16 protein-coding genes and 1 tRNA gene are annotated in these 22,185 nt (G+C 55.2%); 4 read left to right on the forward strand and 13 right to left on the reverse strand.

The features are described from left to right. Positions 1 to 98: 98 nt before the first annotated feature. The 4 genes from PLU01S_RS08085 to PLU01S_RS08100 all read right to left on the reverse strand — a co-directional run bounded on the left by PLU01S_RS08085 (position 99) and on the right by PLU01S_RS08100 (position 6,412). Positions 99 to 1,517 (reverse strand): sigma-54-dependent transcriptional regulator, encoded by a 1,419-nt coding sequence (locus tag PLU01S_RS08085; protein ID WP_074827247.1) that lies wholly within the window; start codon positions 1,515 to 1,517, stop codon positions 99 to 101. A gap of 86 nt (positions 1,518 to 1,603) precedes the next feature. Beyond that, positions 1,604 to 3,403: a sensor histidine kinase gene (locus PLU01S_RS08090; protein ID WP_074827241.1), complete on the reverse strand. Its 1,800-nt coding sequence runs from the start codon at positions 3,401 to 3,403 to the stop codon at positions 1,604 to 1,606. A 208-nt stretch (positions 3,404 to 3,611) separates the two neighbouring features. Next, positions 3,612 to 5,228, reverse strand: coding sequence for a hypothetical protein (locus tag PLU01S_RS08095; protein ID WP_074827239.1), 1,617 nt, complete (start codon positions 5,226 to 5,228; stop codon positions 3,612 to 3,614). Positions 5,229 to 5,650: 422 nt separating this feature from the next. Continuing rightward, positions 5,651 to 6,412, reverse strand: a complete 762-nt coding sequence (locus PLU01S_RS08100; RefSeq protein ID WP_074827236.1) for a helix-turn-helix domain-containing protein — start codon at positions 6,410 to 6,412, stop codon at positions 5,651 to 5,653. Positions 6,413 to 6,565: 153 nt separating this feature from the next. Between PLU01S_RS08100 and PLU01S_RS08105 the strand changes: the two genes are divergently transcribed. Then, positions 6,566 to 10,042, forward strand: a complete 3,477-nt coding sequence (locus PLU01S_RS08105) for an acyl-[ACP]--phospholipid O-acyltransferase (protein WP_074827234.1) — start codon at positions 6,566 to 6,568, stop codon at positions 10,040 to 10,042. 107 nt (positions 10,043 to 10,149) lie between these two features. After that, a complete protein-coding gene (locus PLU01S_RS08110) occupies positions 10,150 to 10,395 on the forward strand; it encodes a hypothetical protein (protein WP_010796219.1) in 246 nt (81 codons plus the stop codon). A 490-nt stretch (positions 10,396 to 10,885) separates the two neighbouring features. On the opposite strand, the gene PLU01S_RS08115 is transcribed toward PLU01S_RS08110, so the two are convergent. From PLU01S_RS08115 to betA, 3 genes are all read right to left on the reverse strand, one after another. Next, positions 10,886 to 11,821 carry a DUF808 domain-containing protein gene (locus PLU01S_RS08115; RefSeq protein WP_074827232.1) on the reverse strand — a complete coding sequence of 312 codons (936 nt, stop codon included), beginning with the start codon at positions 11,819 to 11,821 and terminating at the stop codon, positions 10,886 to 10,888. Positions 11,822 to 12,335: 514 nt separating this feature from the next. Next, positions 12,336 to 12,411: transfer RNA gene (locus tag PLU01S_RS08120), tRNA-Thr, on the reverse strand. A 29-nt stretch (positions 12,412 to 12,440) separates the two neighbouring features. Then, on the reverse strand, positions 12,441 to 14,165 hold the full coding sequence (gene betA, locus PLU01S_RS08125; protein ID WP_074827230.1) for a choline dehydrogenase: 1,725 nt from the start codon (positions 14,163 to 14,165) through the stop codon (positions 12,441 to 12,443). On the opposite strand from betA, the gene PLU01S_RS26305 reads away from it, so the two are divergent. Beyond that, positions 14,164 to 14,298 (forward strand): hypothetical protein, encoded by a 135-nt coding sequence (locus PLU01S_RS26305; RefSeq protein WP_256205514.1) that lies wholly within the window; start codon positions 14,164 to 14,166, stop codon positions 14,296 to 14,298. The genes betA and PLU01S_RS26305 overlap by 2 nt on opposite strands. Here the strand turns inward: PLU01S_RS26305 and betB are convergent. The 6 genes from betB to PLU01S_RS08155 form a co-directional block, all read right to left on the reverse strand. After that, the gene (gene betB, locus PLU01S_RS08130) at positions 14,280 to 15,752 is read right to left on the reverse strand and encodes a betaine-aldehyde dehydrogenase (protein WP_074827227.1); all 1,473 of its coding nucleotides are present in this window, start codon (positions 15,750 to 15,752) and stop codon (positions 14,280 to 14,282) included. The genes PLU01S_RS26305 and betB overlap by 19 nt on opposite strands. 17 nt (positions 15,753 to 15,769) lie before the next feature. After that, positions 15,770 to 16,363, reverse strand: coding sequence for a transcriptional regulator BetI (gene betI, locus PLU01S_RS08135; RefSeq protein WP_074827225.1), 594 nt, complete (start codon positions 16,361 to 16,363; stop codon positions 15,770 to 15,772). A gap of 192 nt (positions 16,364 to 16,555) precedes the next feature. Continuing rightward, positions 16,556 to 17,791, reverse strand: coding sequence for a choline ABC transporter ATP-binding protein (choV, locus tag PLU01S_RS08140; RefSeq protein ID WP_074827223.1), 1,236 nt, complete (start codon positions 17,789 to 17,791; stop codon positions 16,556 to 16,558). Next, positions 17,791 to 18,633: a choline ABC transporter permease subunit gene (gene choW / locus PLU01S_RS08145; RefSeq protein WP_074827222.1), complete on the reverse strand. Its 843-nt coding sequence runs from the start codon at positions 18,631 to 18,633 to the stop codon at positions 17,791 to 17,793. Before choW ends, choV begins: the two co-directional genes overlap by 1 nt. Positions 18,634 to 18,721: 88 nt before the next feature. Then, positions 18,722 to 19,657: a choline ABC transporter substrate-binding protein gene (locus PLU01S_RS08150; protein ID WP_074827220.1), complete on the reverse strand. Its 936-nt coding sequence runs from the start codon at positions 19,655 to 19,657 to the stop codon at positions 18,722 to 18,724. 457 nt (positions 19,658 to 20,114) lie between these two features. Beyond that, complete coding sequence (locus PLU01S_RS08155; RefSeq protein WP_074827218.1) at positions 20,115 to 20,375, reverse strand: hypothetical protein; 261 nt, start codon at positions 20,373 to 20,375, stop codon at positions 20,115 to 20,117. Between the two features lie 692 nt (positions 20,376 to 21,067). On the opposite strand from PLU01S_RS08155, the gene gbdR reads away from it, so the two are divergent. Then, positions 21,068 to 22,168, forward strand: a complete 1,101-nt coding sequence (gene gbdR, locus PLU01S_RS08160; RefSeq protein WP_010796210.1) for a choline metabolism transcriptional regulator GbdR — start codon at positions 21,068 to 21,070, stop codon at positions 22,166 to 22,168. The last annotated feature ends 17 nt before the right edge of the window (positions 22,169 to 22,185 follow it).

Here is a 22,185-nt window from a genome sequence, read left to right on the forward strand (position 1 = left end):
AGCAGGAAATAAAAACGATGGGCTATTCCCGACCTTAAAAGAGGCAGGTTGTACCAATGCCTGCCCTTAGATACTTAAAAAGTCCTGAAGCCTATAGGCTAAGAACCCTGCTCAATATCTTCGCTTGCTCCACCGTTGAAATGTAGGCCATGCTTTTTCAACTTGTCTGAAAGCGTTTTGCGTGGCAGCCCCAGCGCTTCCGCCATGCTGCGCAATGAGCCATGTGATTGGTTTAACTCCTGCACAAGTAGCGCCCGCTCGAATGACTCCACCTGCTCGCTCAGGTTGCCGGTCAAGCCTGACATTTCCATAACATGAGCGGACGGAGCTGCAGAGCTATGAGCATCATGGTTGTCCAAAGCGAGCTCTAGTCCCAATGCAAACCGTTCTGCTGCATTTTGTAGTTCCCGGACGTTTCCAGGCCAGCGGTGTCCCATAAGAGCAGCACGCTGTGAGCCATCCAGCTCCCGTAAGGGTAAATGATGCCGCGCTGCGGCTGCTTCGGTGAAGTGACGGAAGAGTGTCAGGATATCTTCGCTTCGCTCACGAAGGGGCGGGATCTTCAGACTGGCAACGTTTAAGCGGTAATAAAGGTCGGCTCGAAAGCGGCCTTGGTCTGCCGCTTGTCTCAGGTCTTCTTTGGTTGCAGCTATTACTCGAATATCTAATGGTATCTGCTGGTTGGAACCAACTCTTTCTACGACGCGCTCTTGAAGCAGCCGCAATAGCTTGACCTGAACATCCAGACTCATGCTTTCAATTTCATCCAGAAAGACAGTTCCGCCGTTAGCGTACTCGAACTTCCCGATGCGTCGTTTTTGGGCACCTGTGAATGCGCCTTGCTCATGGCCGAAAAGTTCACTCTCGACCACCGACTCGGCCAGTGCGCCAGCATTAATAGCGACAAAGGGCCCGCCTTTTCGTGTAGAAAGATCATGCAGTGCCCGGGCAACAACCTCTTTGCCTGCTCCTGTCTCTCCTAGAATGAGTACATCAGCATGAGTAGATGCCAGCGCGCCGATTTGGTCACGTAAGCGGCTCATGCTAGGTGCTTGGCCAATCAGCCGGGTCTGCAATTCCTTGCGTTCAGCCAGTGCCAGCCTAAGGCTGCGGTTCTCAAGGACAAGGCGACGAACTTCCAGTGCACGACGTACGCTATCAAGCAGAGCATCGTTCGCAAAAGGCTTCTCTAGAAAATCATAGGCGCCTGCCCGCATGGCCTGAACAGCCAATGGAACATCGCCGTGCCCCGTAATCAATACGACAGGCAGATCAGCGTCCTGGTTATGCAATTGCTCTAGGAGCTCAATACCGTCGATACCAGGCATGCGGATATCACTGACTACAACGCCTGGCCATTCACGTACAAGTTGCACGTCCAGCGTACGCGCATCTGCAAGCGCTATAACGTTAAGCCCTGCTAGGTCTAGTGTCTGACTTAAGGCCTGACGAAGGTGAGGGTCGTCGTCGATCAAAAGCACTTGGCTATTGGTATCGAAAGGCAGAGGAGACGTCATGAGTAATTTAAAACCTGATCATCATTAAGCATGAATGAAGTATTGTTGTCGTCATAAGTTTTGCATAAGCCGAGCGATCCGAGCGATCAACCACGCATTTCCTCTTGCGGTACTGATGCTACGCCAGGCTTGCCGTGTAATAAGAACAGGCGAACCTCGGCACCGCCTTCCATATGATTGGACAGGTGCAGGCGTCCGCCTAATGCGCGAAGTAATGTATCGCAGATCGCAAGACCCAGCCCAAGCCCCTGGGTAGTCGCCTTTGTTGTGAAAAACGGCTCATGTGCTCTAGCCAGTGCTTCAGCAGAAAAGCCTGGGCCATTGTCGCGGATAATCAGTGTCACGCCTTTCTCATCCTGACTGGCAATCAACCAAAGTCGACGAGGCGGCCCTTTTTCTATCAACGCATCCAGAGCATTAGTGAGCAGGTTGTTGATAATCTGGCGCAGCCGTGTTTCACCTGCTTGCACCCATAATGGAGCGTCAGGCAAATCCCTAATCAGCTCGACGTTCATGGCCCGCCGACGGGCTGCCAGTAATGCTAACGAGTCTTCCAGCGCTGCTTGTAGCGCAACGCTTTCTGGTGCTCTTCGTGCACCACGAGCATACGCCTTGAGGTGAGAGATGATATTGGCCATGCGCGTCGTCAATTCACCAATCAGCTTCAGATTGCCACGGGCGTCATCCACTCGACTATGATCCAACAAGACCGCTGCGTTTTCGGCATAGCTGCGAATGGCCGCCAGCGGCTGGTTCAGCTCATGGCTGATGCTGGCTGACATGGTGCCCAGAGCAGACAGCTTTCCCGCTTGTACGACCTCGTCCTGTGCTCGCATAAGTTCACGCTGGGCCTGCTCGCGATCATGTACCTCCTGTTGCAGGCGTTGGTTTAGCGTCTGCAAGTCCTGAGTACGCTCCTGTACGCTCAACTCCAGATCGCGCTTAGCGCGGGCATCCAATGCGATTCGCTCGAGATAGTGCCGACGCCTTAAGGTCATGACGGCCAACAGAAGCAGCAGGGCTAATAGTGTCGCCCCTCCGATGTATAGAACGCTACGTACCTGACGTTCAAGCAAATCACGGGGAGCCAGGATTCGTGCTGTCCAGCCAATTTCATCTAGAAAGCGCTGTTGGATTAGCCACTGGTTATCACTAATTTCCAAGGGTTCGAGTGAGCCCCTGGGGTAAGGCAGATTGCGTGCGATAACGTCACGTTGTTCATCATTCAACGGGCGGCTGGCTCGAAAGCGCCACTCATTGCGGGAGGTCAGGATCACTACACCAAAGCTGTCAGTGACCAGGAGTTGTTCAGGCGTTCGTCCCCAGAGCTTTTCAGGGCCATCCAGGTCTACTTTGACGACCACGACTCCGATGACGTTTCCACCATCATGTACGGGCGCTGCGAAATAGTAGCCTCGTTTACCGGATGTGGTTCCAAGTCCAAAGAAACGACCGGATTTGTTCTGCATTGCTTCCTGATAATACGGACGGAAAGAAAAATCACGCCCAACAAAGCTGTCCGGCTCATTCCAGTTCGATGTGGCTTGGCAGTATCCGTCGGCTCGCATCAGGTAAATCACGTCTGCCCCGGTACGCTGCCGAATCCGCTCCAGTAACTGATTAGCTGATCTTTGCGTATCTGCATCGACCGGATCATGCAGCGAGGCGCGAAGCGCGGGCATATCGCCCAGCAGATCCGGTAAGACTTCATAGCGCCGAAGCGTACCCAATAGGTTCGCTACGTAGAGATCCAGCGTTTGTCGGTTCTGCTCAGCCAATTGCTGGCTGTAGTATCTGTGAGCCGCGTAATGCAAGGGCCAAAGCAAGGGCGCAAGAAGAAGGGCCAATACAGCCAGGGTACGCCAACGAGGGCGGTTGGGAAGCATAAATATTGCTCACACTCACGGTGTAATAATGGCTCCTATTATGCGCTGGCCCATGGTGTCGATACAGGACTTCGCTGCCAGCCGAACGATCAGCAAATATAGAAGATAGGGAGAATGATTGATTATGACTTCAGTTATATCGTACGGCGCGCCCGCCGCGGAATAGCCGCGCCGCTCATGGATAATTCAGGTTAAGAACTGCCTGGCTTTATCCTTTCTGTCGCTGTAACCGTTCCAATCGCCGCCATTGTCCCTGATCCTTCACAAAAGTCACAACGCGATTATCCTTCTCGGTAATGGTTGCCTTGGTGTACTCAGGCAAGTCGACCTGAAAATCTCTGCCTTCCAGATAAACCCCACCACAATTGCTCGGGTCATTGCGAAAGTCTGCTGGCTGCGGTCGCAACTCATAAATACCCCGATGAAAGAGCAGGTTTGCATAGCCGCGAACGCTCATGTCAGTAGATAGCACTGCACATTTAACATTCAGCTCCTGCTCGACCAGCGATGCCAGCTGCTTGTTTTGCTCATCAATCTGGGGCCAGGTCGCGTAAGTGGTAATGTCCTTCTTATACGTCATGCAGCCTTGTATTGCTGCCAGGGTGATCAGACCTGCCAATACGGTTCTGCCTTTGGTCCTGAAGTAAAGCAAGGACAACCCAATCAGCAGTGCTGCCGGGAAGATGAACTTCAAACGGTCAAATGAAAACTGCGTGGCATGCTGAAGCATGATCAGGTTTTCCAGTAGCGGTACGCTGGCCGCGATGAGAACCACCAGCGTAATCGATAATGCTCTGTTTGACGTACTCTGGCTTTTCTTCAGCCAGATGAGTCCCGCCGCTGTTATCAGCATGGCTGCGATGAAATAGCCATATGAGAGCACATAGGCATGCAGCAGATCGGACAAGCTGCCGGCACCCGCGCTACGGGCCAGGAAGCGTCTGGCGAAGGCTTTGAGTGTGGGCAGCAAACCGGCAGCAAGGCTGTAATGCAGGATAGTGATAACGCCTGCCAGGATGGTGGCTATACAGATTTTCTTGGATAGCCACCGTGAGCCCTCGATTCTCAGGGTGTTTACCCAAAGAATGCAGAACAGCCCGAAATTGAAGAAGTATCCTGTCCATTCGGTTAATGCGCCGAAGAAGGCCAGCGCACAAAGCGCCCAGGCGTAGCGCTGACGACTCTGTATATCGGTCACTGAACAGTACTTGAACAAGACAAACAGCGAAGACAGCAGGATCAGCTGATAGAAGCTTTGTACCCAGTAGATAACGCCATGGGAAAGCAAAGCCTCACGGCTGAAAATACCAATTACGCAGCCCATGAGTGCGCCGGAGACTGCTGACCACGCGTTCAGACCATTGAAGCGAAGAACCTTGAACAAGAAGGTAAACAGCAGCAGCGTGATGACCGAGCCTAGGACAAAATTGAAAAAGGCCAAGCTTTCCAACGATATATTCTGGCCCGATACCTTCAGTGCAAAGTAGGGTGCCAGAAAGCCATAGGGCGTAAAACTGGTATAGACGTAATCACCTGTTCGTGTAGGAATGGTCGCGCCCCAGGCGATGTGCTTGTCCTTTTCTTCGCCTAGCGAAATGGTGGGTAGATACCAATGGTGCGTGACATCGGACTCGTTTAACGCATTCAGAGTAATCAGGACATGGTAACTCGCTTCCAGGTTCTGGGAGCCTGTTACCTTCTCAAAATCATGTAGCCTGAAAAAAAGAGAGATGGCCAATAAGATACAGACGGCCACTATTCCTAAATAGAAAGATTTTTGCTCCGAATACGTGGCCGTTTCCAACGAATAACCCAAACTCTTCATCTTTACCCCTTTGGCATAGCTGAAAGGTCTTCAAAAGCCGGGCGCAGATGAACAAGCGGAGATAGCCCGGCAGGTGGCAGGCATTCCATGCGTATGTCAGGACGGCAATATCAGCAGGCCATGAACGTCAGGCGGAAGACGCGTCTGGAGCGGGCGCTCCGATGGCTACGCACACTGCTGTAAATCAGAATTTCTCTGACGAAGTGGCGGGTCGATCCTAGAAACAGTGACCCTGGTACAGATGGCACTAAACAATACAGACGATTTCAGAGCGCCATCCCGAAGTCTAGAAAGTAGCGGAGGGGCGTCAAGTTATAGTCGAGGGTTGGGTATCTCTATGTTTTGGATATTTGAACTTGACCATAAAATAGCCAAACTTATGCATCAAATTTGGGAAATAGGGTAGAAACTACCGGAGCCTCTCATTTGCCTGATTTTTTCTTTTCGGCGGAGCGCTTGCTATAACGTTCGAACAGCCCATAGCGCCATTGCCGCACTGCCAGGACGGTCGTAGTGCCAAAACGCTGCGTTATGGGCAGTCCTGCCTCTTCCTCACACAGGTTGTTGAATTCTCGCCCCAAGCGCTGAAGCTTTTGTTGCCACTGTGCATTTCCTGTTCGTGATAACAGGCCGTTGAAGACCAGAAGTTGCTCCGACTCCCCTTCGAAGCGTGAATGAAAGAAGTCCTTGGCGACTTGCTCCTGAAAAAATTGCTGGATCGGACCGCCCGGACGCCAGCGAAAATTTCGGCTGATCAACAGCTTGATGCGATTGTTGGGCAGCAATTCGATAAGCTTCAAACGATCCAGCCGTACCAGTAATCGGGTGCATTCGGCGGCTGTCAGCTGATACTGCTCAATGATGTTGGTAAAGCTATAGCCGTTGATCACGCACACGGCTACAAGCAGAAGTAAGCCGTCGCTGGCAATCTCCTGTTCCTGAGCCTCGCTCAGTTCATCGGTTTGTCGCTGCTGCACGGACATGGCTTGCACGAGTTCGGTAATGTCCATGTCGATCACATTGCATACGAGTGACAAGCGCTGCAGGGTAAAGCTCTCCTCCGCAAACAGACGCTTGACCGAGGCTTCGCTCAGGTCAAGTGCCGCTGCCACATCGGCATACGTCTTACCGTGTGCTTTGAGCTGTTTTTTCAGGGTTTCGATCAGGGAAGAAACTTGGGCCATCTCGGCATCTCGAAAGGAAAAGGTAATGGCGACCAAAAGTATCGAAAACTAATACCTAAGACATCTGTTAACGCTACGTTTTGTATTTTAGTTGTGGATTTTGAAGGGCCCCGGCAGTCTGCCTGCACTTCCATCCCGCTCCAGAGGCTTGTTATGGACAAACTGCACCGACTATCGGGCGCCTGGCCTTATCTGATCGCGATCTTTCTGAACGCATTCGTCGATCTGGGCCATAAGATCATCATTCAGAATACCGTCTTCAAAATCTATGACGGCTCTACTCAGATTGTGCTGACGGCCTTGGTCAATGGGCTGATGCTTCTGCCTTTCATTCTCTTATTCAGCCCTTCCGGTTATGTGGCTGATACCTTTCGCAAGCTATCCGTCATGCGGCTATCAGCCTGGGCGGCTGTCGGGATTACCGGACTGATTACCTGGTCGTACTATGCCGGCTGGTTCTGGCTGGCGTTTGCCATGACGCTGCTGCTTGCTGTACAGGCCACTTTTTACTCACCAGCCAAGTACGGCTATATCAAGACCCTGTTTGGAAAGGCGCGGCTCGCTGAGGCCAATGGCCTGGTTCAGGCTGTTTCGATCGTAGCGATACTGGCTGGTACGTTTGTCTTTACCGCGCTTTTTGAAGGCAGCCTTTCTGCTGAGTCGAAAACAGCTGACGAGATGCTGCGGGATATCGCCCCGCTCGGATGGCTTCTGGTAATCAATAGCGTGATTGAGCTGGCGCTGTTGTACTGCTTGCCTGGCAAGGAAGTACCCGCCTCCAGCCGACCCTTTAACTGGCAGGATTACATCCATGGTCGTGCGGCTGTAGCAAACCTGCAAACGGTCAAGGCGCAATCGGTTATTCGCCTAGCCATTGTTGGGCTGGCAACATTCTGGTCGGTTGGGCAGGTCATGCTGGCAGCCTTTCCGTCCTACGCCAAGGACAGTCTGGGCGTCAGTAATACTCTGGTCGTCCAGGGCATCCTGGCCTGCAGCGGTATCGGCATTGCGCTGGGTTCGGCGTTGGCAAGCAGCCTGTCGCGCAATCGCATCGAGACTGGCCTTGTTCCGCTGGGGGCGTTGGGTATCGCCGTGGGGCTGGGCGGTTTGCTGCTGCTAGATTCACCGCTCTCTCATGCGCTCAACTTTGTTTTCATCGGTGTGATGGGCGGCCTGTTCATCGTGCCGCTCAACGCGCTGATTCAATTCCACGCGCCTGAAAAGGAATTGGGAACAGTACTTGCCGCTAGCAACTGGATACAGAACCTATCCATGCTAGGCTTTCTGATCCTGACGGCAGTTTTTGCACTGCTAGGCGTCGATAGTCGCTATCTGCTGGGCCTGATTGCTCTGGTTGCGTTGATAGGTGGCGCTTACACGGTAGGCAAGCTGCCGCAGAGTCTGGTCCGCTTTCTGCTCAGCTTCTTCATGACCCGTCATTACAAAGTGGAGGTGCATGGCCTGCAAAACCTGCCGGCACAGGGCGGTGTATTGTTGCTGGGTAACCACATCAGTTGGGTCGATTGGGCGATTGTGCAGATTGCCTGCCCACGGCCTGTTCGCTTCGTGATGCTCAAGGACATCTACAACCTGTGGTTCATGCGATGGTTCTTCAAGTCTTTAGGCTGTATTCCGATTCAGCCGGGTGCCGGTGCTGCCCAGGCGTTGGATCAGGTAGCAGAATTGCTCAATGCTGGCGAGGTGGTCTGCCTGTTTCCTGAGGGAGCCATCAGCCGCAACGGTCAGCTGGGTGAATTTCGGAAGGGCTATGAGCGCGCATGTGAAAAGGCCAATGCAGATGTACTGATCGTACCGTTCTATTTGCGTGGGTTGTGGGGTAGTCAGTTCTCGCGCTCATCCAGCAAGCTGAAGGAACTGCGCGACTCACCGTTGCACCGTTCTGTAGTCGTCGCCTTTGGCAAGACCTTGCCCAAAGACACGCCTGCCGATGTTCTCAAGCGACGGATATTCGACCAGACCATTCGCTCCTGGCAGATCTATATGGAAGACCTGCCAACCCTGGCCGATGCCTGGATCGAAACCGTCAAGCGTCACAGCGGGCAGTTGGCGATTGCCGACAGCCTCGGCAAGCCAATGAAGGCGGCTCAGGCGCTTGCCGCCAGCAGTGCCATGGCGCGTCGTATCACCAAGCTCAGCCCAGAGCAGAACGTAGGGCTGTTGCTACCGACCAGTGCCGGTGGTGTGCTGGCCAATATGGCAACCCTGCTGGCTGGCAAGACGCTGGTCAATCTCAACTATACAGCGAGTCAAGAGGCCCTCCGTTCAGCACTGGAGCAGGCCGGGATACAAACGGTCTATAGCTCCAAGCGTTTCGTCGAAAAGCTTGAACAGCGAGGGTTGCCGGTCAAGGCTGTACTGGAAGGGCGGCGTGTTGTCTATCTGGAAGATATGCGACAGGAGTTCAGCAAGACCGAGCTTGCGGCAACCTGGCTGGCGATCCGCCTGTTGCCTGCCTGGATGCTGCGGCCGCTACTCAGTCGAGCGCACAATCCTGAGGCAACCGCGGCCATTCTGTTCTCCAGTGGCAGTGAGGGTGCGCCTAAGGGGGTCATGCTCAGTCACCGTAATATCATGGCGAACCTGAAGCAGACATCCGATGTGCTCAATACTGAGAATGACGACGTTGTCATGGCCTCGCTGCCGCTGTTCCATGCGTTTGGTTTGACGGTTACACAGTTCCTGCCATTGATCGAAGGACTGCCAATGGTCTGCCATGCGGACCCGACCGATGTCATGGGCATTGCCAAGGCTGTCACAACGTACCGTGCAACCATCATGTGTGGCACATCCACCTTCCTGCGGCTCTTTACCCGTAACCGCAAGGTGCACCCGCTTATGCTGGACAGCTTGCGCATCATCGTCGCAGGGGCCGAAAAGCTCAGTGATGATGTCCGCGAGTCCTTCAAACTCAAATTCAACAAGGAGATTTATGAGGGCTACGGTGCGACTGAAACGGCGCCTGTCGCCTCGGTCAACCTGCCGGACGCCATTGATGTAGCCTATATGCAGGTACAGTGCGGCGGTAAACAGGGCACAGTAGGGATGCCGTTACCTGGTACCAGTCTCAAGATCGTTGATCCAGAAAGCTTTGAAGAGTTACCTACAGGCCAAGAAGGCATGATTCTTATCGGCGGCCCTCAGGTCATGCAGGGCTACCTGAACAATCCTGCCAAGACAGCCAGTGCCATTCATGAGCTTGACGGCGTACGTTGGTACGTGACAGGCGATAAGGGACGACTGGATGAGGATGGCTTCCTGACCATCGTGGACCGGTATTCACGGTTTGCGAAAATCGGGGGCGAGATGGTTAGCCTGGGCTCTGTTGAACAGGCTCTCATCAAGCTGATCGACAACCCCGAAATCGAAGTCATGGCTGTCAATGTGCCGGATGCCAAGAAAGGCGAACGTATTGTGATTCTTCATGAGCAGCCTCTGGACACTGGTGCGCTGGAAAAGCGCATGCTTGAAGCAGGTTATAACCCGCTCATGGTGCCTTCTACCTGGATTCACGTGGATGCGCTGCCTAAGCTAGGCTCCGGCAAGGCAGATATTGCCTCGGCCAAAAAGCTTGCGCTGACTTCCGCCGTGGAGACCAGTGCTTCTGAGTAAGCTCCGCGTTAACGCTAAGGCCTGCTTATGCAGGCCTTTTGTATTTTAGAGCCTAGATAGCTGTCTATTAGGCTCTACATATTCGCCCGACATCATGAGAGCTGTTGATGAACGAAAAAGAGCTGATCGCTATTGTTACCCGTGCCATTGATTCAGGTGATTTACCTGATTTCAGCCCCTCGATGACAGGCGCCCTGCTTTTCGAGACCCTGATTGAAGAGTGGGACGTGTTGAGCGAGGAAGGTCGAGGCAATTTGATGCTGGTATTGAGCATACTGGCCAAAGAGCTTTCGAGCGAAGCCAAGGCAGAGCGGGAGACACAGAAGATTCTGGATAGGCTGCGCAAGGGCTGAGTATAAGCTCTAGTAGCCTCTTGAGCTGGGGACAGTAACGTTGTGCAAGCGACATAAATAAGGTATGAATAGGATTGAAAATTACTTCAGCTGCCCCCTTCCAGCCGTCTTTTCAATTCCTGCCAAGGCCTCCTCTCCCGTATCTCTTGTCAGCTCCTGACACCACGCTTGTGTGGCGCCGAGTCATGACTATGGCTGGTCTTAATGCGTTGTGGGCGCGAGTGATGATGGAGGTGGCGTACGCTTCCAGTGTTGTTTATATATCGTTGTGCTGTGGTAGTAGCTGAGTCTGGATCCAGGCATTTTTCATGGCTTGGCAGCCGCCATAGTCGAGATCAAGAGGAATGGCGTGGGCTGAGTCTTTCAATAAGGCTAGGCGGCCATCGACAAATGAACGCAGCCTTTGCGGCTCATGGCAAAGGCTAACGGCAGGCCGAAGTGGTTATGCCTCCTGGGCCTGCTGTTGTTCTGCCTTATGATCGGGCGGAGCTTAATGGCTGGTGGAAGGTTTGCGACGAAACAGCTTGCTGGCGATGCCGACTACTATCATGACCACTGCGCCGGCCAGGATGCCGAATACAATATTGAACAGCGTAGGCGTCAGTACGCCTAGAACAGGGCCTATTGCCGGTACGCCTGCAGCCACGTGTTCCAGGGTTTCAATCAGATGATGAAGAGCCGGGATGCCATGGGTCAGAATGCCACCGCCTACCATGAACATGGCAATCGTTCCGACAACGGATAGCCCCTTCATTAGCATCGGAGCCGCATTCACAAGGCCTCGCCCGATTGCCTGTACAGCCGAGCCGCCGCGCTTGGATAGATAAAGCCCAAGATCATCCAGCTTTACGATACCGGCGACCAATCCATAGACGCCAACAGTCATGGCTATGGCAATCAGTGACATGACCACGACTTGTTGCATGAGTGACGCTTCAGCCACAATACCCAGGGTGATGGCAATGATTTCCGCGCTCAGAATGAAGTCTGTTCGAACCGCTCCGCGGATCTTTTCCTTTTCATAGGCCACAAGGTCAATGTTTGGATCAGCGACAGCTTTTACGTGCTCTGAAGAATCGTGACCATGAGAGGGTAAAAACTTATGCGCAAGCTTTTCTGTGCCCTCGAAGCAGAGGTACGCACCGCCTAGCATCAGGAGAGGTGTTACCAGCCACGGTGCAAAGGCGCTGATGAGCAGCGCGGCGGGAACCAGAATGGCCTTGTTGATCAGTGAGCCTTTTCCTACGGCCCAGACCACAGGCAGCTCTCGCTCTGCCTTGATTCCAGTTACTTGTTGCGCATTGAGTGCAAGGTCATCACCCAATACGCCGGCTGTCTTTTTTGCAGCCACCTTGGACATGACGGAGACATCGTCCAGTACCGTGGCGATGTCATCGAAAAGTGCAAAAAAACTACCTGCTGCCACAATGGTTTCCTTTCAAGTTAGATGTCCTTCCAGCGCGCGACCGGGCGAGGTTCGACTCTGGAGCCTGCTTGATAGCGAAGCGGCGCCAGTATAAGGGAGCCGGGCGGTGAAGCTGATCAAGAGACTGAAGTAGGGGAGGCGAGGTTGATTGGGAGAGGTGCGGCCATTCCTGCGTGCGACCTGCTCCCAGCGGGCTGAATAACATATCGCTGACTAGGAGCTGTTATTCGAAGCGTCCTTCCATATCACCTAACCAGTCGAATACGCCTCTGTCGGTAGGTGCTTTCAGGAGCTTCATCAATGCCTTAGCCATTGTTTACCTCTCTTCTTCTCTTGTCTCAATAGACCTGAGTCCCGGAGTGAGTCGAGGTTTCAACAGATGGATGTATAGCATTGTTAAGATGCAACAGAATGTTTCGCCTCTGTTTGCAAAGAGGTAAACCAAGCGTTCTGGCGTAAGAATTTTTGAGCGCAAAAGAAAAAGGCCCGCATTTCTGCGAGCCTTTGAATTTGATGGTGCCGGCACCAAGAATCGAACTCGGGACCTACTGATTACAAGTCAGTTGCTCTACCAGCTGAGCTATACCGGCATCAATGGGCGCATTATAACGATTCTAAATCAGTTGTAAACTGGTGAATTTACTCTATTTTCTTTTTTTTCACTTCGAGCCGGTGTTTGGCGTACCGGAGCGCCGTTTGCCATGTAATAGGAGGCGGTGCTACGGGCCAGGGGCTGACGGCCGCGGATGTGGTCGGCAATCTTTTCGCCAATCATGATGGTGGTGGCGTTGAGGTTGCCAGTAATGATCAGCGGCATGATCGATGCGTCCACCACACGCAGGCCTTCAAGGCCATGGACGCGGCCTTGCCCGTCGACGACAGCCATGTCGTCGGTACCCATCTTGTTGGTACAGGAGGGGTGGTAGGCCGTTTCGGCATGCTGGCGCACGAACTCATCCAGTTGGGCATCCGTTACGCAATCCGCGCCTGGATTCAGCTCGCGACCGCGATAGGGATCAAGCGCTGGCTGGTGCATGATCTCGCGGGTGAGACGAATGCTGTCACGAAATTCCTGCCAGTCCTGCTCGGTGCTCATGTAGTTGAAAAGGATGCTGGGATGCTGGCGCGGATCGCGTGATTTCAAGTGAACGCGACCACGGCTCGGCGAGCGCATGGAGCCCACATGAGCCTGGAAGCCGTGGGCTTCGATGGCATTGCTGCCGTTGTAATTGATAGCGATCGGCAGGAAGTGGTACTGGATGTTCGGCCACTCGAATTCATCGCTGGAGCGAATAAAGCCACCTGCCTCGAAGTGGTTGCTGGCGCCGATGCCGGTACCCTTGAGCATCCACTCCAGACCGATCTGCGGCTGGTTGTACCATTTCAGCGCCGGATATAGGGAAACTGGCTGCTTGCACTCGTACTGCAGGTACATCTCCAAGTGGTCCTGCAGGTTTTGGCCAACCCCGGGCAGATCGTGCACGACGGGAATATCGAACTGGCGTAGCAGGTCACTTGCACCTACGCCGGAGCGCTGGAGAATTTGTGGCGAAGCGATAGCGCCTGCACACAGAAGCACTTCACGGGTGGCATGAGCGGTAGTGATATCGCTGCTGTTGCCTTCCAGGAAAGCTACACCGATGGCGCGCTTGCCACTGAACAGGATGCGGTCCGTGGTGGCATGGGTGATGATGGTCAGGTTGGGGCGGCCCTTTGCCTGATCCAGATAACCACGGGCGGTGCTGGCACGTCGCCCATTGGGCGTCACGGTACGGTCCATTGGACCGAAGCCTTCCTGCTGATAACCATTGAGGTCTTCCGTGCGGGGGTAACCCGCCTGTACACCTGCCTCGATCATGGCTTCAAACAGTGGGTTCACGCCGGGCTTGGAAGTGGTCACGGATACCGGACCGTCACCGCCGTGATAATCGTTCGGGCCGACGTCACGTGTCTCGGCTTTGCGGAAGTAGGGCAGGCAGTCGAGGTATGTCCAGTCCTCCAGACCATCAAGCTTGGCCCAGCCATCGAAGTCCATAGCGTTACCGCGGATGTAGCACATGCCGTTGATCAGCGAAGAGCCACCCAGGCCCTTGCCGCGGCCGCATTCCATCCGTCGGTTGTTCATGTGTGGTTCGGGGTCAGTCTGGTAAGCCCAGTTGTACTGGGTACCCTGAAGCGGGTAGGCCAGGGCGGCAGGCATTTGGGTGCGAAAATCGAGGCGATAGTCGGGGCCACCGGCTTCCAGCAGCAGGACGGTGACGTCTTTGTCTTCAGTGAGACGGGTCGCCAGAACGTTACCGGCAGAACCGGCACCGATGATGATGTAATCGAATTCTTTAGCCATGGTGGCACTCCTCCGTAAAGGGCGTCGAGATTGGCTGCGTGACGCAGCGGCTCGCGCGAAAGCGGTGGGTCATGCGCGTCGGCTGACCCACCCTACGGGTAACGGTGATGCGATTCAGAAGATCGAGGCGTAGTCGCCCAGCTCAACTTGTACGGACTTGATGCGGGTGTAGTTGCCGAGGGTGACCAGGCCATTTTCGCGGCCTACGCCGGAGTGCTTGTAACCGCCGACAGGCATCTCGGCCGGAGATTCGCCCCAGGTATTGATCCAGCAGATACCGGCTTCCAGACGATGGATCACACGGTGAGCACGGGCGAGGTCCTTGGTCACAAGACCCGCCGCCAGACCGTATTCGGTGTCGTTGGCGCGGCGGATCACTTCTTCCTCGGTGTCGTACGCCAGAATGCTCATAACCGGACCAAAGATCTCTTCGCGGGCGATCGTCATGTCGTCACGGCAATCGGTAAAGACCGTAGGGGCCACGTAACAGCCGTTGGCGAACTCACCGGTAGTAATACGCTCACCACCACACAGCAAACGCGCACCTTCGCTGCGGCCACGCTCTATGTAGCGCAGGACGTTTTCCATATGTACCGTGCTGACCAGAGGACCAAAATTGGTGTTCGGGTCCTGCGGGTCGCCCAGACGAACGCGTTGTACACGCTCCAGGATCTTGGTCTCGAAACGTTCTTTGAGCGCGCTGGGCACAAAGACGCGGGTGCCGTTGGTGCATACCTGACCGGTGCTGAAAAAGTTGGCCATCATGGCAATATCGGCCGCACGGTCGAGGTCGGCGTCATCGAAAATGATCAGTGGCGACTTGCCGCCCAGCTCCATGGTGACTTCCTTGAGCGTCGAGCCGGCAGCGCTGGCCATAACCTTCTTGCCGGTGGGCACGCCGCCGGTAAAGGAAATCTTCTCGATGCCCGGGTGCTCGGTCAGGGCTACGCCTACTTCGGCGCCAGCACCGTTGAGCACATTGAACACGCCATCGGGCACACCTGCCTCGGTATAGATCTCGGCCAGCTTGAGCGCCGTCAGGGGAGTGACTTCGCTGGGCTTGAAAATCATGGCATTACCGGCGGCCAGGGCTGGGGCGGATTTCCACAGGGCAATCTGGATTGGATAGTTCCAGGCGCCAATGCCTGCGACCACGCCCAGCGGCTCGCGGCGGGTATAGACAAATGAGGTATCGCGCAGCGGGATCTGTTCGCCTTCCAGTGCGGGGATCAGGCCCGCGTAATATTCAAGCACGTCGGCACCGGTCACGATGTCCACGGCCTGGGTTTCGGTCAGCGGCTTACCGGTATCCAGCGTCTCCAGGGCGGCGAGCTCATCGTTACGCTCACGGAGAATATCTACGGCCTTGCGCAGGATGCGGGAACGTTGCATGGCCGTCATGGCGGCCCAGACCTTTTGGCCCTCGGCAGCACTGGCCACGGCCCGATCAACGTCCTCCCGGCTGGCCTGCTGTACGTGGGCGATGACCTCGCCATTGGCCGGATTGATTGCCTGGAAGGTTTTGCCGCTGGTGGCATCGACGTAACCGCCGCCGATGTAGAGCTTTTGAGTGTCGAACTGGGTCATGATGATTCTCTCCCTTTTCAGTTAGCCGCTCGGGCCAGCTGCTGGTCTAGATAATCGAAGGCAATGCGCAGCGCTTCGTCGATGTCGAATTCACCGCCTGCCAGGGCACCGCGCAGCCACAGGCCGTCGATGATTGCGGCCAGACCGCGTGCGGCACGGCGGGATTCCTGTGCAGGCAGCGCCTTGTGGAATTCACAGCACAGGTTCGAATACAACCGTGCATCATTGATGCGTTGCAGGCGGTGCAGGGCCGGCTGATGCATGCTGCTGGCCCAGAAGGCCAGCCAGGTCTTCATGGCCGGACCGTTAACCTGACTGTCGTCGAAGTTGCCTTCGATAATGGCGCGCAGGTGGGCACGCGGGCTGTTATCGGTCAGCGTGACGCGACGCTCGCGAACCGCAGTGCGCAACGCTGACATCAGATGGCGCATGGTCGCTTCGAGCAGGCCGTTCTTGTCCTGGAAGTAGTGACTGATGATCCCGTTGGATACACCGGCCTTCTTGGCAATGAGGGCAATGCTCGCCTCGCTCATCCCGACTTCGTCAACCGCTTCCAGCGTGGCAGCAATCAGCTGGGAACGACGGATAGGTTGCATGCCGACTTTTGGCATTGCGGTTATCTCCTCGCATTCACGCATCACCTGAGTTATTTTCAGTCTACTGTTTTTTAATTGAACGATCAATCAATAAAAACCTTAAGGCGTGCGTAGACTACTTTGGGCCTTATAGGTACAAGGCCCAAAGTAGTCGAAAAGCTTATGTCAGAAGGATTGAAGCCGCCCTGGCGAGCGGCAAATTAAGGGTCAGCCTGCTTGGGAAAAGGTGGTGGGTAGAGGAGTCACCTCGGACTCCTCATGACCTTTTTCCAGGTTTTTACCCAAGAGGGCATGATACAGCTCGGTATCTCCAAGAATACCTACCACGCAGCCATTTTGTTGAAGGATCAGCTTGTTGCCGGTGTGGTAACGGATCTCCAGCGCATCGCGCATTCGAATGCTGGCGTCGACCAGGGTAGGCTGACGCTTGAGCGCTTCGACCGGCTCGCCAGGCGCCCAGCGCTGTACGCTGACACTGTCGCCGCTGCGCCGCAGTGATTTGACGTTGCGTGCATCGCTCAGGCTGGCCCAGTAGTCACGGGTGCTGTCCAGACAGAGTTCATTGCCTTCGCGGCGACACTGTTCGATCGGCTTCATGAGGCTGTAACCGCATAGCACGTTGAGCGGGTTGGTATGGGCTACGAAGGTTCGTACGTAGTCGTCTGCCGGATTGAGCACGATGTCTTCGGGCTTGCCATGCTGGATGATGCGTCCGTCTTTCATGATCGCGATATTGGTGCCGAGCTTGAGCGCTTCATCCAGGTCGTGGCTGACGAATACGATGGTCTTGTTGACCTTGCTCTGCAGGGCGAGCAGCTCGTCCTGCAGTTGTTGGCGGATCAGCGGATCGAGCGCGGAGAAAGGTTCGTCCATCAAGAGAATGTCGGCGTCCATGGCGAGGGCACGGGCCAAACCGACGCGCTGCTGCATACCGCCTGAAAGTGCGGAGGGCTTGCTGTTGCGCCACTGGGTAAGACCTACCAGCTCCAGCTTTTCATCGATGATTTTCTTGCGCACGGCCGTGGAGCGGCCCTGCATTTCCAGGCCGAACCCAACATTTTCCGCAACAGTCAGCCAGGGCATAAGGGCAAATTTCTGGAACACCATGGCGATGCGGGAGGTACGCATTTCCTTCAGGGTCGAGGGCGAGCAATTGGCGATGTCCACTTCGCTGCCATTGTGCTCGATGAGCAGGCGACCGCGGCTGACTGTGTTAAGGCCGTTGATGCAGCGCAGCAGGCTGGACTTGCCTGAGCCGGACAGCCCCATGAGGACACAGATTTCACCTTTCTGGATTTCCAGGCAGGCATTTTCTACGCCCAGTACCTGGCCGGTCTGCTCGAAGATTTCGGATCGGCCAAGGCCTTTGTCCAGCAGCTCGACGGCCTGTTTGGTCTGTTTGCCGAAGATGACGTCGACATTCTCGAAACGAATTGCGCTCATCAGTGTTCTCCTCTGGCATTGGGCTGCTTGCAGACACGGTCGAGCAGAATGGCCAGCAATACGATGGCCAGGCCCGCTTCGAAGCCTAGGGCGATATCCGCCGTATTCAGAGCGTTCACCACAGGCTTGCCGAGGCCGTCGGCACCTACGAGTGCGGCAATTACTACCATCGAGAGCGACAGCATGATGCATTGCGTGATACCCGCGGCAATGCTGGGCATGGCATGGGGCAGCTCAATCCGTGTCAGGAGTTGCCAGCGGGAACAGCCAAAGGCTTTACCGGCATCCATGAGTTCTTCCGGAACGTCCTGAATGCCCAGGCACGTCAGGCGGATCGGGGCGGCAATCGCAAAGATTACGGTAGAGATCAGGCCGGGTACGACGCCCAGGCCGAACAGGGTCAGCGTGGGGATCAGGTACACGAACGTCGGCACGGTCTGCATCAAGTCCAGCAACGGACGCAATGTGGCGAAGAACCAGGGTTTATGGGCCGCTACGATACCCAGCGGCACGCCAATGGCGATACAGACAAGGGTGGCGAAGATGACTTGAGACAGGGTTTCAATGGTCTCCTGCCAGTATCCCAGGTTAATGATCAGAAGTAGCGAGGCGGCGGCAAACAGCGTGAGGGCAAGGCTGCGTTGAATGAGGTAGACCAACGCCACAAGGATCGCGGTCAGGGCCAGGGGGTTGAACCAGAGCAGGGCTCCCGTGGTGCTTGAGATGACGGTAGAAAGGGCATCGGAAATCAGGTCAAAGAATCCCGAGAAGTTCATGATCAGCCAGTCGACAAAATCGGAAATGGCTTGCCCCAGCGGGAGCTTATGGTCGGTAAGGAACATAGATAAAATCCCTGGAGTTGAGTATCAACAATCCAGCGACCTGGATAGCCCGCCTTTAGCGGCCGGGCTGTCCAGGTCGTTGGGGTGGTTACTGCGTGAGCTTGGCCATGACTTCGGAGGCGGTCTTGCCGTCTCGAGTCGTCACCCCGGCCAGCCAGGTGTCCACTACCTGGGCATTTGCCTTCAGCCACGATTTTGCGGCGGCCTCCGGCGTCTTACCTCCATTGAGTACGTCGTCCATGAGCTGGTTCTCCATGCCTAGCGAGAAGTTCAGATTGGTCAGCAGCTTGCCGACATTCGGGCATTCCTGGACGTAGCCTTTACGCACATTAGTGTAAATCGTGGCGCCGCCCAGGTTGGGGCCGAAGTAGTCGTCACCGCCTTCCAGATACTTCATCTTGAATCGGGTATTCATGGGGTGCGGTTCCCAGCCCAGAAAGACGACCCACTGCTTGCGACGCTCGGCTCGCTGAACCTGGGAGAGCATGCCCGCTTCGCTGGACTCGACCATCTTGAACTTGCCCAGGTCGAAGGCATTTTTGTCGATCATGCTCTGAATCAGGCGATTGCCGTCATTACCCGGCTCGATGCCGTAGATCTTGCCGCCGAATTTGTCGGCATTCTTGACGATATCGGCAAAGGTCTTCACGCCGGCGTCGTACACGTATTCCGGGACTGCCAGGGTGTATTTGGCCCCTTCGAGGTTGGCGCGCAGGGTTTCGACACTGCCGTTGTCGCTGTAGGGCTTGATATCGGCCGCCATGCTCGGCATCCAGTTACCCAGAAAGACATCGATATCCTTGTTTTGCATTGACTTGTAAGTCACAGGAACGGAGATCATGTTGGTCTTGGTCTTGTAGCCCAGCGACTGCAGGATTTCGGACGTTACGGCGGTAGTGACGGTAATGTCGGTCCAGCCGACATCGGCAAAGCGAACGGTGGCGCAGGACTCGGGCTCGGCCGCCTGGGCCAGAAGCGGGGCGCCTAAGCTCAGGGCCAGTAGTAACGCATTGCAACCTTTCATGGTGAATGTCTCCTTCCTGATGCTGCCGCGCATGCACAAGGCATAGGGCAGCAAATCGTGGCAGACGGGCGTGGTTCGGCAAGGGTCAGGCCGATGTACTCCGCTGCGTGATAGGTTATCTGTAACCGATCGTTCATCAACCGCCTACCAGTCACGTCGCATCCAGTGCAGGCGGCGTCGTAACCAGAGGTCGAGGCGTCGTAGCCAGCACAGTTGTGCCGTATGGCAGGCCCTGACCGCGGCAATTTCATGATCGGAGTGTTCGTTAAAACAACGGGTGAAACAGGGCGGCCGGAAAGAGCCGTGCCTGAGGCGGCGGAAAGCGGTCCAGAGGTAATGACTTTCGCCTTCTGGGTGACCTCACGAATGAGAGAGAATCCATTCATTGAGGGAGAGGATCTACCGGTAAGAGGCAGGGCACCTGAGCGGCCTGCCTGATAAACCCAGGTTTCACGCATCAAAGCGCGAGCGCTTCCCTGTGACCAAGGGAGCATGCCTGGACATTTCCGGTTTCTAACGGGAAAGCGACGGCGACCTCTGCCCTGGAATTGGCGCAAAGGTAAAGCGAGAAGGTGCCCGGTTCGGTGCCGAGTAGTTTTATCGTTTTAATAGCCATGGCAGCCAAGCTGTCTGGTTCATCCAGTTTCATCGAGCCGGCAAGCCGTGCTCGAAATAGAGATAGCGTCTTGCGAGATGGCCGGTCGCCATGCTCAGTCATTCAGGTTACCCAACATCCAGGCAGCCGACAATGTTGCAACCTGTGGCTGCGCCTGTTATGTCCCAAACGCTGTTTTTTGCCTCTACGTGTACAGGCTAAAGACATGCAGACCATGGCCTATAGGGGCTGTAGGCGATAGGACAGTTAATAGTCCTTTTTATTGATTACCGGGGCGGCCTAAAAGGAATAGATATGCTTTTTGAGGGGGATTTCACGTTAAGTAATGAGCGTCACCGCAATGCGATCCGTGGGTAATTAGTGAGCCTGAACTGAATTTGCACACGCCGGGAAAGCTTTGCCACCTTTTGGCGCATCTTTGTGCAGGGAATGCTTGGCAGAAAGCGAAAATTCGATCCGCCCTTTGTTACTGTAGAAATCTTTTTCCACACAAGCCAACTCTGCGAGTTGCTACGGATTTGCACACGGACACAGCCTGCCATGACCCATCGGTCACTGATGGCCTTTGGCACTACCAGCCTCGGAACCGCTTTGCCAAGCATCTTCTTTCTTTTTAATTTAATGGCTGTTCAAGGTAGGCATGACATTTGCGAAGCCTCTATCCAAGGTCATACGGCCTGGCGGTGTTACATCCCGTGACAACGGGTGATTCCGTCAGCAGCTGGACACGACTCACGACGATAAAAAGAGCCTCGATGAGGCCATACCGGGCTTAGCGTGAAGAGGGCGTTCCAATGTCATTGAATCAAAGTCAGCCACAACACCGTGTTCCGCAATCCATCGGGTTCCTGCTGCTGGACAACTTCACCCTGATCTCACTGGCGTCGGCGATAGAGCCACTGCGGATGGCCAATCAGCTGTCGGGTCGTGAGCTGTTCCGCTGGTCTACGCTCAGCCTGGATGGCCGTCCGGTCCAGGCCAGTGACGGCCTGCAAATTACTCCGGACAGTGCTGTCGCGGCTGCACCGGCCATGGACATGGTCATCGTGTGTGGCGGTGTGGGCATTCAGCGAAGCGTCATGCGGGAACATGTGAGCTGGCTGCAGGCGCAGGCACGGCAGGGCCGCAAGCTGGGCGCTGTCTGCACGGGCAGTTGGGCGCTGGCCAAGGCCGGGCTGCTCGATGGTTACGAGTGCAGCGTGCATTGGGAGATGCTGGCCTCCATGCAGGAAGCCTTCCCGCGTGTATCACTGACGACGCGGCTATTTTCCATCGACCGTAACCGCTTCACCTCCTCGGGAGGTACTGCTCCCATGGACATGATGCTGCACCTGATCGGCCGTGAGCACGGTCGCGAGTTGTGCGCTGCGATTTCTGAAATGTTCATTTATGAACGTATCCGCAACGAGCAGGATCATCAGCGTGTGCCGCTCAAACATATGCTGGGCACCAATCAACCCAAGCTGCAGGAAATCGTCGCGCTGATGGAGGCCAACCTGGAGGAGCCCATTGACCTCGACGAGCTGGCCGTCTACGTGAATGTGTCGCGTCGCCAGCTGGAGCGCTTATTCCAGAAATACCTGCACTGTTCGCCGTCGCGCTATTACCTGAAGCTGCGCCTGATTCGAGCCAGACAACTGCTCAAACAGACCACCATGTCTATCATCGAAGTGGCATCGGTATGCGGATTCGTTTCCACGCCGCACTTCTCGAAGTGTTACCGGGAGTATTTTGGGATTCCCCCGCGTGATGAGCGGCAGGGCGTATCGATGGGGCAGCCTGTGATGCTGGTGCCGGTTCCGCAGGAGTTGGCCTTACTCCCGACATCCTCGGCCCTGGCCGCGCTCAGTCAGGCGCAAGGAGAGTCGACGTTTGCCAGTGTAAGGCTTGGCTGATAGACGTGCTGCCCTGG

This window comes from Pseudomonas luteola NBRC 103146, assembly GCF_002091675.1.
In the GTDB taxonomy this organism is placed as follows: domain Bacteria; phylum Pseudomonadota; class Gammaproteobacteria; order Pseudomonadales; family Pseudomonadaceae; genus Chryseomonas; species Chryseomonas luteola.